Annotated in this window: 11 protein-coding genes; 8 read left to right on the forward strand and 3 right to left on the reverse strand. The window is 72.2% G+C overall.

Annotated elements, in window-relative coordinates; translation table 11 throughout:
- Positions 1 to 52: 52 nt before the first annotated feature.
- The gene (locus ACGGAQ_RS18930; protein WP_393050888.1) at positions 53 to 2,500 is read right to left on the reverse strand and encodes a M28 family peptidase; all 2,448 of its coding nucleotides are present in this window, start codon (positions 2,498 to 2,500) and stop codon (positions 53 to 55) included.
- A 329-nt stretch (positions 2,501 to 2,829) separates the two neighbouring features.
- Here ACGGAQ_RS18930 and ACGGAQ_RS18935 point away from each other — a divergent pair, with 329 nt between their 5' ends.
- The 7 genes from ACGGAQ_RS18935 to ACGGAQ_RS18965 all read left to right on the forward strand — a co-directional run bounded on the left by ACGGAQ_RS18935 (position 2,830) and on the right by ACGGAQ_RS18965 (position 11,590).
- A complete protein-coding gene (locus tag ACGGAQ_RS18935; protein WP_393050891.1) occupies positions 2,830 to 4,029 on the forward strand; it encodes a PP2C family protein-serine/threonine phosphatase in 1,200 nt (399 codons plus the stop codon).
- A complete protein-coding gene (locus ACGGAQ_RS18940; RefSeq protein WP_393050894.1) occupies positions 4,026 to 5,759 on the forward strand; it encodes a CHASE3 domain-containing protein in 1,734 nt (577 codons plus the stop codon). Before ACGGAQ_RS18935 ends, ACGGAQ_RS18940 begins: the two co-directional genes overlap by 4 nt.
- Entirely contained in the window at positions 5,756 to 6,208 is a 453-nt protein-coding gene (locus tag ACGGAQ_RS18945; protein WP_007465485.1) for a response regulator, read from the forward strand. Before ACGGAQ_RS18940 ends, ACGGAQ_RS18945 begins: the two co-directional genes overlap by 4 nt.
- Complete coding sequence (locus ACGGAQ_RS18950) at positions 6,201 to 7,010, forward strand: inositol monophosphatase family protein (protein ID WP_393050897.1); 810 nt, start codon at positions 6,201 to 6,203, stop codon at positions 7,008 to 7,010. Before ACGGAQ_RS18945 ends, ACGGAQ_RS18950 begins: the two co-directional genes overlap by 8 nt.
- A 297-nt stretch (positions 7,011 to 7,307) precedes the next feature.
- A complete protein-coding gene (locus ACGGAQ_RS18955) occupies positions 7,308 to 8,270 on the forward strand; it encodes a coiled-coil domain-containing protein (RefSeq protein WP_393051130.1) in 963 nt (320 codons plus the stop codon).
- A 36-nt stretch (positions 8,271 to 8,306) separates the two neighbouring features.
- Complete coding sequence (locus ACGGAQ_RS18960) at positions 8,307 to 9,869, forward strand: fused MFS/spermidine synthase (RefSeq protein WP_393050899.1); 1,563 nt, start codon at positions 8,307 to 8,309, stop codon at positions 9,867 to 9,869.
- A 71-nt stretch (positions 9,870 to 9,940) separates the two neighbouring features.
- Entirely contained in the window at positions 9,941 to 11,590 is a 1,650-nt protein-coding gene (locus ACGGAQ_RS18965) for a serine/threonine-protein kinase (RefSeq protein WP_393050902.1), read from the forward strand.
- A gap of 47 nt (positions 11,591 to 11,637) precedes the next feature.
- Here ACGGAQ_RS18965 and ACGGAQ_RS18970 read toward each other — a convergent pair whose 3' ends face one another.
- On the reverse strand, positions 11,638 to 12,306 hold the full coding sequence (locus tag ACGGAQ_RS18970; protein WP_393050905.1) for a potassium channel family protein: 669 nt from the start codon (positions 12,304 to 12,306) through the stop codon (positions 11,638 to 11,640).
- A 17-nt stretch (positions 12,307 to 12,323) separates the two neighbouring features.
- Entirely contained in the window at positions 12,324 to 13,658 is a 1,335-nt protein-coding gene (locus ACGGAQ_RS18975; RefSeq protein ID WP_393050907.1) for a TrkH family potassium uptake protein, read from the reverse strand.
- A gap of 142 nt (positions 13,659 to 13,800) precedes the next feature.
- On the opposite strand from ACGGAQ_RS18975, the gene ACGGAQ_RS18980 reads away from it, so the two are divergent.
- Positions 13,801 to 14,913: a glycerophosphodiester phosphodiesterase gene (locus ACGGAQ_RS18980; protein WP_393050910.1), complete on the forward strand. Its 1,113-nt coding sequence runs from the start codon at positions 13,801 to 13,803 to the stop codon at positions 14,911 to 14,913.
- The last annotated feature ends 218 nt before the right edge of the window (positions 14,914 to 15,131 follow it).

Below are 15,131 nucleotides of genomic sequence, written 5' to 3' on the forward strand. Positions count from 1 at the left end.
AACCACTGTGGTCCGGCGGCTGATTCGTGCCGCCGGACCACCGGTTTTCTTCTCAGAGGGGATACGTGCGGGCGACCGCCAGCATCTCGGAGCTGTGCGATCCGACGACGCCGACGCCCGGCGGCCGAGGGCGGAAACCGGGCAGCGCGTCCAGCCCGTCACTGGCGTCCATGGCTCGCAGCGACACCTGAGGTGCACGCGGCACCACGGTCAACGTCACCTCGATCCCCTCGGGGGGCGGGGCGTGGAAGACCACCCCGAACCCCCACCGGTCCAGCGACGCCTCCTCAACGGTGGGCTGCCGCTCCACGGGAACGGCCCGACCGGAGACCTCCGCCCGTTTCACCTCGGCGGTGGTCGCGTCCACGTGCAGCGAGACGAGGCGTACGGTCCGCTGCGGCACGACCCGGACCCGCAGTGTTCGTTCACCACCGGCGGTGCTGTCCGACAGCAGTTGCACGGTCGGCGCCGGCAGATTGGCGTTCGGAGCCGTGCCGACACGCAATGATTTGTCACCCAAGGCGGGGAACCACCAGCGGAGCGACGCCCGTTCGACCGGGCTGACGTGCTCGGCGGTCCACGGTTGCAGTTCCTCTTCCTGGCTGACCCACTGCGCCTCGCCCGTGTCGGTGTCCAGGGCGTACATCAGGTGGGTGGGCGCGGGGTGGGCGGCGTCGAAGCGGTCCACGGCCAGCCCGACCCCGGCGAGCACCACCGCCGCCAGGGCGGCGGCCCCGGCCGGCAGTACCGCGAGTCGTCGGGCCCGCAGCGCCACCAGGCCGCGTTGCCCGCCGGCCTGCGGGTGCAGCAGGTCGACCACCGGCAGCGCGGTCAGGCCGAGCAGCACCGCGACCAGCGCGGCCACCCCACCCATCGCCATGCCCAACGCGGGGAAGAGCAGCACCACGGTCGGCAGCAGGATCACCACGCCGACCGCGGCGGCGGCCGTCACCGCCACCACCGGCCACGGCCCGGTCTGCCGGGTCCGCAGCGCGACCAGCCCGCCGAGGGCGCCGGCCAGGGCCGGCACTGTGGTGAGGTACGCCCCGCCGGGCACCGCCACGGCGAGCAGCACCCCGAGCAGGGCCAGCCAGGCCAGCCCGCCGACGGCGAGCGCGGCCGGGCCGATCCGGCGGCGGACCAGCGCGTACCAGGTGAACAGGATGGCGGCGGCGAGCGCCAGCACGGCCAACCGGTACCAGATCGGCCGGTACGGGTCGAGCAGTTCGGCGTACCCCGGACGGATCGCGGTGATCGCCAGCCAGAGCAGTTGGGCGGCGACCGGCGCGGCCACGATCGGCCCGAGAGCGAGGCCGAAACCGGCGGCGAGCCGTCCCGTGCTGGCCCGACCGCTGCGGCGGGTCAGCCAACCCAGGGCCGCGACCGCGAGCACCGCGAGCAGGGCCAGCGGCAGGACGAGCCAGCCCGGGTAGCGGACCAGCCCACCCGGGACCGGGAAGTAGGTGGCGTCGTACCCGGAGCGCAGGTCGGTGAGATCGGTGCGGCCGAACTCCCGGGCCAGGCCCAACGCGTTGTCCCCGTGCTGCTGGAGGCTGCTCCGATCCATCGCGGCCGGGGTGTCCAGCGGCGTGTGGTAGATCGCGCCGCCGTCGATGTACGCCGAGTTCAGCCCGACGAACTTCTGGTCCAGGAAGGCGGTGAAGTCGGTGTCGTTGGGCAACGCCCGGTAGATCTCCACCGCGAACGAGGTGCCGACCGGGTGCGGGGCGGCCCGGCCGAAGACGTCCACCAGCTTCGCGTTGTTCTTCGACGTCTCGAACATGATCACCGGGCCGGTGGAGCCGCGCGCCTCCAGGTTCAGCACCACACCGCCGTCGGCGGCGAGCGGGTGGCTCGCGGCGAACGCCGCCGCGCCACAGAGACACGCCTCCTCGGCGTCGGTCAGCACGAAGACGATGTCGTTACGGGGTCGGGGGCCGGTGGTCAGCGCCCGGGCCACCTCCAGGATGGCCGAGGTGCCGGCCGCGTCGTCGTTGCCGCCCGGCCCGGTCTGCACCGAGTCGTAGTGGGCGACCAGGAACACCCGTCCCGTCGGGTCGGTGCCGGGCAGCCGGGCCACCACGTTGCGCACCCGGGCCACTGTCGCCCCGCCGGCCGCCCCACTGAGCTGACCGGCCTCCGGCGCGACGGTGTCCTGCACCTCCGTCTCCAGGCCCAGGCCGCCCAACTGCTGCTCGACGTGCGCGCGAACCTGGTCGTTGGCCGGGCTCCCGGCGACGTGCGACCGGGCCGCGATCACCTGGACGTCCTCGTACGCCCGGGTGGCGCTGAACTCGCCCGCCGGCGCGTCCGCCGGCCTCGGCGTCGGGGTGCGCAGGTCGAGCAGGCTGCCGGCGCCGACGGCCGCCAGCGCGACCAGCGCCGCCGCGGCGGCCAGGAGCCGCCGGCGCGGTCGGGTCAGCGCACGGTCGGCCGGGGGTACGCCCGGACCCGGCCGGAGCGGTACGCCCGCCGTGACGGGGGTGGGGGGTGCGCCCATCCGAACTCCTCGAGGGTGGTGGGGCCTGGGGTGGCACCATCCTGCCCTCCGCCGGCCGGGGACGGGATGGCCGGGCGTCCACCGATCTCCCGCCCGTCGGCGGCGTGCGCTCGGCCACCCGGGCACCTCCCGGACGCCCGATTTGTCCCCCGACGAGCAGTGATCCGGCCCATCCCCGCCCGTGCCGCGCCCATCGTGTTGTGTGCGACCGTTGTCTAATACAGGATCAGCAGGGCACTCGGAAGGAGCCCAACATCACCAGCGAACTCCCGCGTCTCGCGGCGGTGACCCGGCCGCACCGGGGAGGCGGCCTGGCCGCGTCCCCAGTTGTGCCGTACCCGCACGGTGGCCTGGCGCGGCACGGCAACCTGCCGCCCGGCGAGCGGTTGCGGGTGCTGCTGGTGGAGGACGACGAGGGCGACGCCTTCCTGGTCGGTGAGCTGCTCGCCGAGACGAACTCGATGATCGACCTGGCGGTCGCCACCAGCCTCAGCGAGGCGCGGCAGCGGATCACCGGCGTCGACTGCGTCCTGCTCGACCTGGGCCTGCCCGACGCGCAGGGGCTGGACGGGCTGCGCCAGGTGCTGGAGATGTCCAGTGGGGCCGCGGTCTGCGTGCTGACCGGCCGTTCGGACGAGCACATGGGCATCGTGGCGGTCGCCGAGGGCGCACAGGACTACCTGGTCAAGGGCCAGGTCGACGGGGTGCTGCTGACGCGGGCGCTGCGCTACGCGGTCGAGCGCAAGCGCGCCGACGTGAACGCCCGCCGGCTGCATGAGGTCGAGTTGCGCCAGGCCGAGTCGGCGCGACTCGAACGTGGCCTGCTGCCCCAACCGCTGATGACGACCGACCAGGTGGCGGTGCACACCTTCTACCGGCCGGGTCGGCACGCCGCGCTGATCGGCGGAGACTTCTTCGACGTGGTGCAGACCCGTCCGGACCGTCTCGACCTGATCGTCGGTGACGTCTGCGGGCACGGGGTGGACGAGGCAGCGCTCGGTGTGGAACTGCGGGTGGCCTGGCGGGCCCTGGTGCTCGCCGGGGTGCCGGACGACGAGGTGCTGCCCGCACTGGAGCAGGTGCTGATGAGTGAGCGCCGACTTCAGGAGATCTTCGCGACGGTGGCCACCACCCGACTCGACCTGGACGCCAACCGGGCCACCGTCCGACTCGCCGGGCATCCGCCGCCGCTGCTGCTCTCCGGTGGCCGGGTCGTCCCGGTGCCCGCGCCCGGTGGCCTGCTGCTGGGCGTACGACCTCGCCGGCCGATCGCCTACGACCTGGAGTTCGACACCGATGACTGGTCCCTGTTGATGTACACCGACGGCCTGATCGAGGGGCGGGTGGGCGCCGGCAATGAACGGCTCGACGTGCCGGGCCTGAGCGGGCTGCTCGACGAGCCGGCCAACCGGGAGGTGTCGCTGCCCGAGCTGCCGGCCTGGCTGGTCGGTCGGGCCGAGCAGATCAACGGCGGCCCGCTCGCCGACGACGTGGCCATGCTGCTGGTCAGCCGGGGTGGTGGCCGGTGAAGCCGGTGAGCGGCGGCTGGAGTTTGCGCCGCCGGGTCATCACCCTGCTCACCGTCGTGGGCGTGCTGCTGATCGGCCTGGCCACCGCGGAGGCGGCGATGGCCGCCCGCAACCGCACCCAGATCGACGCCATCCTGAACCAGACCGGCCCGCTGCGGGTGCAGTCGCAGGAGCTGCTCAACGCGGTGCTCGACCAGGAGACGGCGGTTCGCGGGTACGCGGTCAGCGGTGACCCGGCTGATCTGAGTCCGTACGAGGCGGGGCTCGACCAGGAGAAGGCCACCATCAGCGCGATGCGGGCGCTGCTCGACGACTACCCGCAGATCGGCCAGGAGCTGCAGGTCGTCGAGAGGACGGCGGAGCAGTGGCGGGAGGCCGTGGCCGAGCCGGTCATCGCCACGACCCAACAGGACGGCACCCGCGCCGGCCAGGCGTTGGTCACCGAGCAGGCCCGGCAGCGGTTCGACGAGGTGCGCTCGGCCGTCGACGACCTCCAGCAGGAGATCCTGGCCGCTCGGGAGCAGTCTGCCGCGAACGTCCGCAACAGCAGCAACGTGCTGGTCATCCTGTTGATCATTGCGGCCGTGGTGGTGGTCGTGGCCGGCGCGGTGCTGCTGCTCTCGCTGGACCGGATGGTGATCCGGCCGCTGACCGGGCTGGCCACCCAGGTCCGCGAGGTCGCCGAGGGCGACTACCAGCACCGCATCGCCACCGTCGGCCCGCCGGAGTTCACCCAGCTCGGCGACGACGTGGACGCGATGCGCCAGAAGATCGCCTCCGACCTGGCCGAGGTGCGGGAGGCCCGCGAGCGCATCGAGTGGGTCAACAGCCAGCTCCAGAAGCAGGCCGAGGAGCTCACCCGGTCCAACCGCGACCTGGAGCAGTTCGCGTACGTGGCCTCCCACGACCTGCAGGAGCCGCTGCGCAAGGTGGCCAGCTTCTGCCAGCTGCTCCAGCGCCGCTACGCCGGGCAGCTCGACGAGCGGGCCGACCAGTACATCGCCTTCGCGGTGGACGGCGCGCAGCGGATGCAGCGCCTGATCAACGACCTGCTCGCGTTCTCCCGGATCGGCCGGCTCACCACCGGCTTCGTCGACGTCGACCTCAACAAGGTGATGGGCGACGTGGCCGGTCAGACCGAGGCCGCCCGGCAGTACGCCGACGCCGAGCTGACCTGGACCGAGCTGCCGGTGATCCGTGGCGAGGAGCCGCTGCTCACCAACCTGCTGGCCAACCTGGTCAGCAACTCGATCAAGTTCCGCCGTCCCGACGTGCCGCCGAAGGTGCACATCTCGGCCCGGCTGGTCGGGGCGGAGTGGGAGATTAGCTGCCAGGACAACGGCATCGGCATCGAGCCGGAGTTTGCCGACAAGATCTTCGTGATCTTCCAGCGGCTGCACTCGAAGGACGCGTACCCGGGCACCGGCATCGGGTTGGCGATCGTCAAGAAGATCGTCGAATATCACGGCGGCCGGGTCTGGGTGGACACCGACGTACCGGAGGGCACGGCCATCCGGTTCACCCTCCCGGCACTCCCCGAGGACGTGGAGGCGGCTGCCGCCACCGACCCTGCCGAGCAGCCGCAGCCGGTTACGCCGGGGGACACGACGCCCGCGGACGACGCGTCGTCCGCGCTGCCGGAGCACTCCGCCGAAGCGGACCAGCCGGACCGGGCCGACGGGCCGCCGGAAAGCGGTAGAACGGGTGACATGAGGGAGACGGTGGGATGACCGCGCCGGCGGACGGCAAGAGCCCGATCGAGGTCCTGCTCGTGGAGGACGATCCGGGTGACGTGTTGATGACCCAGGAGGCGTTCGAGGAGCACAAGCTGCGCAACCGGCTGACCGTCGTCTCCGACGGCGCCGAGGCGCTCGCCTACCTGCGCCGGGAGGGCCAGTACGCCGACGCGGTGGCGCCCGACCTGATCCTGCTCGACCTCAACCTGCCCCGCCGCGACGGCCGGGAGGTGCTCGAAGAGATCAAGAACGACCCGGAGCTGCGTCGGATCCCGGTGGTGGTGCTCACCACCTCGCAAGCCGACGAGGACATCCTGCGCAGCTACCAGCTGCACGCCAACGCCTACGTGACGAAGCCGGTGGACTTCGAGCGCTTCATCTCCGTGGTGCGGCAGATCGACGAGTTCTTCGTCAGCGTGGTCAAGCTGCCGCCTCGTGGCTGACACCCTGCTCGACGACGTCGGTGACCTGCTCCTGGAGGCCGCCGACCAGGTCGTGGTGCCGCTGTTCCGCAAGCTCGACGACGCCGACGTGTCGGAGAAGGCGCCCGGCGAGGTGGTCACCGTCGCCGACCGCCGCGCCGAAGAGTTGATCTCCGCTGGGCTGCGCAGGCTGCGGCCCGGCTCGACGGTGGTCGGTGAGGAGGGTGTCGCCGACGATCCGGGGCTGCTGCGGCACCTGCGCGACAGCGGAGACGTGTGGCTGGTCGACCCGGTCGACGGCACCGCCAACTTCGCGGCCGGCCGCAGGCCGTTCGCCCTGATGGTGGCCCTGCTGACCGACGGCCGGCCGACCGCCGGCTGGATTCTCGACCCGTTGGCCGAGACGCTGGCCGCCGGTTGGGCCGACGAGGGCACCCTGCTCAACGGCCAGCCGGTCGGCGCCGCCGACGCCGTGCCGCCGCTGGGCGACCTGCGCGGCGTGGCGATGACGCGCTTCCTGCCGGCGGAGGCCCGCGACCGGGTCCGTGCCGGTGGTCGCCGACTCGGCGAGCTGCTGCCCGGCCAGCACTGCGCCGGCCGGGAATACCTGGACATCCTCACCGGTGAGCAGCAGTTCGCCCTCTTCTGGCGCACCCTGCCGTGGGACCATGCGCCGGGCACCCTGCTGGTCCGCGCCGCGGGTGGTGTCGCCCGCCGGTTCGACGGCGTCGACTACGACCCGGCCGACGATGGCCGCGGGCTGCTGGTCGCGGCCAACGAACAGGTCTGGGCCGAGGTGCACGAGGCCCTGCTCGGCTCCTGATCCGCGCACCGCGCGGCGCCTTTAGGCCATGTGACGGACGTCCGCGTGGCTGTTTCTGCGCCGTGTGCGACGACGGCGGCACGCTGCGTCGACACTGGGGCCGGCGGGCGCTCACAGGGCTGGTCACCGGCGCGCGTTCCGGTATTGTGACCGGCGGTCTCCGCCAGCAGGCCGCCGACCGGCGCCGGCGGGGACGCCGCCGCGCAGAGTTCACCGGGGGCCGGCGGTCGACGGAAGGACGCTGTCGTGCCCAGGAACAGGCTCAGCCAGCGGCGCGTTCGCCGCGTACTGCTCCCTCTGCTCGCCGCCGTCGCGCTGGTGCTCGCCGGCGGGGTGCCCGCGTACGCGGAGCCCGGTGAGGGTGGCACCAAGAAGTTGCAGGACGCGCTGGAGCTGACCGCCAAGGGTCACATCGAGGCCAAGGCCAAGCTGGACAACTCCAAGCGTCGGCAGACGGCGTTGACCGGCGAGCTGAAGGCCGTCGAGGTTCGGCTGGTCGGGCTCACCGCCCAGGTCGGCGAGGTGGCCGCACAGTCGTACCGGGCCGGTCGGCTCACCCCGACGGCGATGCTGCTCAACACCGCCACCCCGCAGGCGTTCCTGCAACGCGCCGCCGACCTCGACCTGATGGCCCAGCGGGACAGCAAGCGGCTGCGTGATCTGACCGAGGCCCGGCAGCAGGCCCAGCAGGCCAAGATCGCCATCGACACCGAGGTCCGCGAGCAGCAGAAGCAGCTCGCCGTGATGGCGAAGAAGAAGAAGGAGGCCGAGGCGGCTCTCGCCGAGGTCAGCTCGGGCAGCAGCAACGGTTTCAGCGGCGGCAGTTCCGCGTCGGCGAAGCCCGCGCCGCGCAACTCCGACGGGTCCTGGCCGTCGGAGTCCTGCTCGGTGGACGACCCGACGACCTCCGGCTGCATCACCCCGCGCACCCTCAACGCCCTCAAGCAGACCCAGGCCGCCGGCTACAAGCGGCACGTCTCCTGCAAGCGCTCAGGTGGCGGCGGCGAGCACCCGAAGGGGCGGGCCTGCGACTTCTCGGCCGCCACGAACGGCTTCGAGGACAAGAACGCGACAGGCGGCGACAAGGCGTACGGGGACAGCCTGGCCGCCTGGCACGTGCGCAACGCCGACCGGCTGGGTGTGCTCTACGTGATCTGGTACCGGCAGATCTGGCATCCGGGCACGGGCTGGCGGTCGTACAGCGGCAGCGGCAGCCCGGCCGCCAGCCACACAAACCATGTTCATCTTTCGATGTACTGACCCGAGACGCCCGCTTCGCTGCGTACCATCGCGACGATGAGCTCCCCACCGTCCGACGTCGCGACCACGCCGGTCTCCGCGGGCCCGTCCGTGCCGGTCACCGGCCGGGCGCTGCCCGGCGGCCTGGCCGCCTTCCTGGTCTTCTTCGCAAGCGGCGCCGTGCTGGTGCTGGAGACGGTCGCGCTGCGCCTGGTCGGCCCGTACGTCGGGGTGACCCTCCAGGTGACCAGCTCGGTCATCGGCATCGCGCTGGCCGCGATCGCGTACGGGGCGTGGGCCGGCGGCTGGCTCGCCGACCGGCGTGACCCACGCGGTCTGCTGGCGCCCGCGCTGGTACTGGCCGGGATCGCCACCGCCGTGACCCTGCCGGTGGTGCGCTACGCCGGGGAGGTCCTGCGGGGCGGGGCGGCCAGCGCCATCCTGCTGCTGGTGGCGCTCGCCGTGTTCGTGCCGGCGGCGCTGCTGGCCGCGGTCACCCCGCTGGTGGTGAAGCTCCAACTCGCCGACCTGCGTCGTACCGGCCAGGTGGTCGGCCGGCTGTCCGGCATCGGCACCCTGGGCGGCATCACCGCCACCCTGCTCACCGGGTTCGTGCTGGTCGCCGCCCTGCCCAGCACGGTCATCCTGCTGTCGCTGGCGGTGGCGCTCGGGCTGGCCGGCCTCGGCCTGGGGTGGTATCTGCGGCGGCAGGCGCGCACCGACCTGCCCGGTCCGGCCCGTACCCGGGCCGCGCTGGCCGTCCTCGGCCTGCTCGGGGCGGGGCTGACCACCATCGCGCCGAACCCGTGCGACATCGAGACCGCCTACCACTGCGCCCGCGTCACCACCGACCCGCACCGGCCCAGCGGCCGGACGCTGCTGCTCAACTCGGCCCAGCACTCGTACGTCGACCTGGCCGACCCGAAACACCTGGAGTACGCGTACACCAAGTGGATCGGCGCGGTCGCGGACGTGGTCGCGCCGGCCGGGCAGCGGTTGGACGCGTTGCACCTGGGTGGCGGCGGGTTCACCGTGCCGACGTACCTGAGCGCCACCCGACCGGGCACCGACAACGTGGTGTTCGAGATCGACGGCGGGCTCGTCGAGCTGGACGAGCGGGAACTGGGCGTACGCCCGGGGCCGGGCCTGCGGGCGGTGGTGGGCGACGCCCGCATGCTGGTCGCCGGTGAGCCGGCGGACAGCCGCGACCTGGTCGTCGGCGACGCGTTCGGTCACCTGGTGGTGCCCTGGCACCTGGCGACCCGGGAAATGGCCGCCGAGATCCGGCGGGTGACCCGCCCCGGCGGCGTGTACGTGCAGAACGTCATCGACTACCCGCCGCTGCGGTTCATCCGCGCCGAGCTGGCCACGGTGGCCGCCGAGTTCGACCACGTCGCGTTGATCGCCCCGCCGGAGGCGCTCGCCGAGGAGCGGGGCAGCAACTTCCTCATCGTCGGCTCCGACGCGCCGTTACCGCTGGCCGCCGTCCGCGCCCGCCTCGACGAGGTCGACCGGAGCGTCAGCATGCTCTCCGGCGCGGACCTCACGGACTTCGTCGGCAAGGCGACGGTGCTGACCGACGACTACGCCCCGGTGGACCAACTGCTGGCGACCGCCTGAACGGGTGATATTCCTGACCGATTCCGATCCTTCAGGTGTAGCCCGGTCTCCTGCGGGCAACAACGGCCACCATGGGCGGTGGGGACCGGAACGGCGCACAACTCCTCGATGAGCGATACCGGCTCGTCGAGCAGCTCGGCGCGGGCGGCATGTCGGTGGTCTGGCGCGGTTACGACGAGGTGCTGGGCCGCCAGGTCGCGGTGAAGGTGCTGGCCTCGCGGCTGGCCAGCGACCGGGCCTTCCGGCACCGGATCCGCATCGAGGCGCAGGCCGCCGCGCGGCTCTGCCACCCCAACATCACCAACGTGTACGACTACGGCGAGTCCCACCAGGTCGGCATCACCGTGCCGTACGTGGTGATGGAGCTTGTCGACGGCGGTTCGCTGGCCAGCCGACTGGGCCGGGAGGTGCGGCTGCCGTGGCGTGAGGCGGTGACCATCGGCGCGGAGGTCAGCTCGGCGCTGGCCACCGCACACGCTCGTGGCGTCGTGCACCGCGACGTCACGCCGGGCAACGTCATGCTCACCTCGACCGGGGTGAAGGTGGTCGACTTCGGCATCTCCGCGCTGGTCGGGGAGAGCGAGAAGGGGCCGGACGGCACGCTGCTCGGCACACCCGCGTACCTCGCGCCGGAGCGGCTGGACAACGGCCAGGTCTCCCCGGCCACCGACGTGTACGCCGTGGGGCTGCTGCTCTACCGGATGCTCACCGGCCGGCTGCCGTGGGAGGCGAACACGACCACGCAGATGCTGCGTGCGCACATGTACAGCGACCCGGACCCGATGCCGGCGGTGCCCGGGCTGCCCGACGCGGTGACCGACCTGGTGCGGCGCTGCCTGGCCAAGCGCCCCGCCGACCGGCCGACCACCGCCGAGCTGGCCCGCACCCTCGCCGAGGCGGCCGGCATGCTGGCGGCGGTGCCGGTGTCGCCGGCGGCCGGTCCGCTGGATCCCGCCGAGCTGGCCAACGCCGGCACCACGATCCTGCCGTGGTCGGCGGAGACGGACGCGCTCCCGCTCTCGCGTACCCGGCGCAACCGCGATCGACGGGCGAACCGGCGGCGGCGGCGGGTGGAGGCCGGGGTGGCAGCCGTCGGGCTCATCGCGGTCACCGGGGCGATGTGGGGGTTCACCTCCCGCAGCCCGGCCAGCGGCGAGGACCGGCCCACGACCGAGGCGCGGATGGGCCTGCCCGAGACGGCCCCCTGCGAGGTGGCGTACGCGCTGCGCACCGACTCCGGCAAGGACTTCACGGCCGAGCTGACCCTGACCAACACAGGTGACCGCGAGCTGCGCGACTGGACGATGAACTTCACGTTCCCGGGGCAGCAGACGGTGACGAAGGCGGAGCCGGCCCCGGTGCAGCAGCAGGGCGGATCGGTGCAGATCCGGCCCGCGGCGCAGCGGACGACCCTGGCGCCGGGCGCGGCCGAGAAGCTCACCCTCGCCGGGACGTACAGCGGGGCGAACCCGCTGCCGGTGGAGTTCCGCCTCGGTGACGCGACCTGCAGGGTACGCGTCTCCGGGGTGGCCGGCTCGGCACCGTCCACCGCCCCACCGAGCAAGGCGCCGCCGGTCAAGGCGACGACGAAGACACCGACCAAGGCAGCGTCGAAGACCGCACCCAAGGCACCACCGAAGGCCGCGCCGAAGCCCGAGAAGCCCGAGAAGCCCGGCAAGGGGAAGGGGTCGGGTGGTGGCTCGGGAAAAGCGGAAAAGTAAGCAAGGGTGAACGGAAGGGGCATGGCGGCGGGAAGAAGTGAGCGGCGTCAGCGTCGTCCCGCGAACCGCTGCACCTGATCGATCCCACCCTCCACGACAAGCACCCCGCCCTGCGGCAGTTCGGTGTCGTCCGAGGCGTACCGGAAGCGTTCACCGGGCACCTTCGCGCCGATCACCCGGACGCCGTCACGCTCCTCCGGGCGCAGGTCGAGCAGGGTGCGACCGGCCAGCGACTGTGGCACGCGGACGGTGGCGATCGCGAAGTCGTCGTCGAACTCGATGAAGTCGAGCAGTCGGCTGACGATCAGGTGGGCCACCCGGTCCCCGGTCTCCGCCTCCGGAAAGATCACGTGGTGCGCGCCCACCGACGACAGGATCTTGGCATGCTTCTGCGAGGTGGCGCGGGCCCAGATCTGCGGCACACCCAGCTCGACAAGCGCCAACACGGTGAGCACGCTCGCCTCTACCGAGGCCCCGATGGCCACCACGGCCCGGCCGAAGCTGGTGACGCCGAGCTGCCGCAGCGCACCCTCCTCGGTCGTATCGGCTTGGACCACCCGGTCGAGCTGGGCCGAGAAGCGCTGCACCTGATCCGGGTCGCGGTCGATGGCCAGCACCTCACGGTCCATCCGGGTGAGAGCGCCGGCCAGGTGGCACCCGAACCGACCCAGCCCGATCACCACGATGCCGCTGCCGTCCGATCGTCTCGCCGACACCTCGACCCTCCTTCTCATCAGCCGACAATGGGTTGTTCCTGGGGATAGCGGTAGAGCCTGCGCCGGGTGTTCAGGGCGATCGCCGACCCGAGGGTGAGCGGCCCGACCCGGCCGATGAACATCAGCACGGTCAACACCACCTGGCCGCTGGGCGGCAACTCGCTGGCCAGACCGATGGTCAGCCCGGTGGTGCTGAACGCGGACGTGACCTCGAACAGGGCGGCGATGAACCGCACGCCCTCGGTGAGCAGCAACAGCAGCATCGTTCCGGCCGTGACCAGCGCGACGCTGAGCAGGGCCACGGTGACGGCCTGCCGCTGGCTGGCGGTGGCCACCCGGCGGTGCCCGACCGTCACGTCGGGCTCGCCGCGCAGCTCCGCCCAGATGGTGAACGCCAGCAGGAAGAACGTGGACACCTTGATGCCACCGGCCGTGCTGGCGCTGCCGCCGCCGATGAACATCAGCACGATCAGCAGCGGGTAGCTCTCCTCCTGCAGGTCCGGGATGTTCAGCACGTTGAAGCCACCGGTGCGGCTCAACGCGATCTGGGTGAACGAGGCGAGCACCTTGCCCTCGGCGTCGTACGAGCCGATGGTGCTGACGTTTGTCCACTCGGCGGCGAGCAGGCCCGCGACGCCGAGCAGCACCAGCGCCGCGCTGCCCCAGATGGTCAGCTTGGTGGCCACCGCCCAGCCCGCCGGCCTGCGCCACTCCCGGGCCGCCTCGAACAGGGCCGGGAACCCGAGCCCGCCGACGATGGCACCGAACGCCAGCGGCAGCGACACCCACGGATCACGATCGAAGGCCAGCAGCCCTTCCGAGTAGAGCGCGAAGCCGCCGTTGTTGAACGCCTGGACGGCGTGGAACACGCCGGACCAGAGGGCCCGACCGGGCGTGTAGTCGTACGCCCACCAGAGGCGACCGGCGACCAGCGCGGTCATCACCGCCTCGCACGCGAAGACGGTCACCGCGATCCGGCGCAGCAGCCGGGCCACGTCACCGACCCCGAACTCCGCCGTCTCGGCCTGCACCAGCAGCCGGTTGCGCAGCCCGAGCTGGCGCGAGACGACGAGGATGACAAGCGCCGCGACGGTGAGGATGCCGAGGCCGCCGAGCTGGGTGAGCAGGGTGATCACCAGCAGGCCCCCGCCGGACCAGTAGTTGGGGGTGTCGGTGATCGCCATGCCGGTGACGGACACCGCCGAGGTGGCGGTGAACAACGCGGTGATCAGGGGTGGCCGCTGGTGCTCGATGGTCGCCCAGCGCGCCATCAGCAGCGCGGTACCGAGCAGGATCGGCACCAGGAACCCCAGCGGCACCAGCCGCACGGGGTTGCGGAGTAACCGGCGCACCAGACAATCTTCCTTTTCCGGGTGGCCGCCCGAGTGGGAACGCCCATTCCGGAGATTCACCTGCCGGCCAGTCATCGACCAACTCCCGGTCAATCGCGGGCGGTCTGCTGTCTGCGACATCCCTCGATGACAGGAGACGGCGTTGCGACGTACCCTCTCGACCCTCGGCGTGGCCGGCGCGCTGCTCGCCGCCGCCGTGGCCGTGCCCACGATGGCCGCCGCCGACCCCTCGACCGGGGCCGATCGCGCCCGAGGCAACGACCGGCCGATCGTCATCGGTCACCGAGGCGCCAGCGGCTACCGGCCGGAGCACACCCTGGAGGCGTACCGGCTGGCGATCCGGATGGGCGCCGACTACGTCGAGCCGGACCTGGTGTCCACCTCCGACGGTGTCCTGGTCGCCCGGCACGAGAACGAGATCTCCGGCACCACCGACGTGTCGACCCACCCGGAGTTCGCCGCCTGGAAGGCGACGAAGACCATCGACGGCGTCGCCGTGACCGGCTGGTTCACCGAGGACTTCACCCTGGCCGAGCTGAAGACGCTGCGGGCCAAGGAGCGGCTGCCGCAGGTCCGCGTGGCGAACACCGCCTTCGACGGACGCTTCGAGGTGCCCACCCTTCAAGAGGTCATCGACCTCGCTCGCACCGAGGGGCGGGCACGGGGCCGCACCATCGGCATCTACCCGGAGACCAAGCACCCGACCTACTTCACGTCGATCGGCCTGCCGCTGGAAGAGCCGCTGCTGAAGGTGCTGCGGCAGAACAAGCTGGACCACCGGAACTCGCCGGTCTTCATCCAGTCGTTCGAGACGGCCAACCTGCGTCGGCTGAGCCGGCTGACCGACGTGAAGCTCGTCCAGCTGCTCGACGCCACCGGCCGCCCGTACGACTTCACCGCCGCCGGCGACACCCGCAGCTACCAGGACCTCGCCACGGCGGCCGGCCTGAAGTGGATCGCCGGTTACGCCGACGGCATCGGGGCGAACAAGAACCTGATCGTGCCCCGCGACGCCGCCGGCAAGCTGCTCGCCCCGACGAACGTGGTGCGTGACGCGCACCGCGAGCGGCTGCTCGTGCACGCCTGGACGTTCCGCGCGGAGAACCAGTTCCTCCCCGTGGACTTCCGGATCGGCACCGACCCGAACGCGCGCGGCGACATCACGTCCGAGTACGAACTCTTCCTCGGCCTGGGTCTGGACGGCGTCTTCAGCGACCACCCGGACACCGCCGTCGCCGCCCGCGCCGGCCTCTGACCCACTGCGAGCCTCGGCCCGGAGCTGACCCGCTCCGAGTCGACCACCGGGCCGATCACGCCCGGCCCACCCGCTGGCCCGTCGTCCGCCACCTCGGACGGCGGGCCAGCGGCGTCTCCGGCACGGCCCGCAGGCCCAAGACCCGCCGACCTCTTGTGCGGGACGCCCCACTCGACCGGAGCCACTTGCTGTGGTGAGCGGTATACCTGTGAGTCATA

Origin of the sequence: Micromonospora sp. NPDC047557, from assembly GCF_043205095.1 — a bacterium.
Taxonomy (GTDB): Bacteria; Actinomycetota; Actinomycetes; order Mycobacteriales; family Micromonosporaceae; genus Micromonospora.

Excerpts from the sequence above, each read along its gene's own strand:
- ACGGAQ_RS18930 (WP_393050888.1), bottom strand. The coding sequence starts at position 2,500 with ATGGGCGCACCCCCCACCCCCGTCACGGCGGGCGTACCGCTCCGGCCG.
- ACGGAQ_RS18945 (WP_007465485.1), top strand. The coding sequence starts at position 5,756 with ATGACCGCGCCGGCGGACGGCAAGAGCCCGATCGAGGTCCTGCTCGTG.
- ACGGAQ_RS18960 (WP_393050899.1), top strand. The coding sequence starts at position 8,307 with ATGAGCTCCCCACCGTCCGACGTCGCGACCACGCCGGTCTCCGCGGGC.
- ACGGAQ_RS18965 (WP_393050902.1), top strand. The coding sequence starts at position 9,941 with ATGGGCGGTGGGGACCGGAACGGCGCACAACTCCTCGATGAGCGATAC.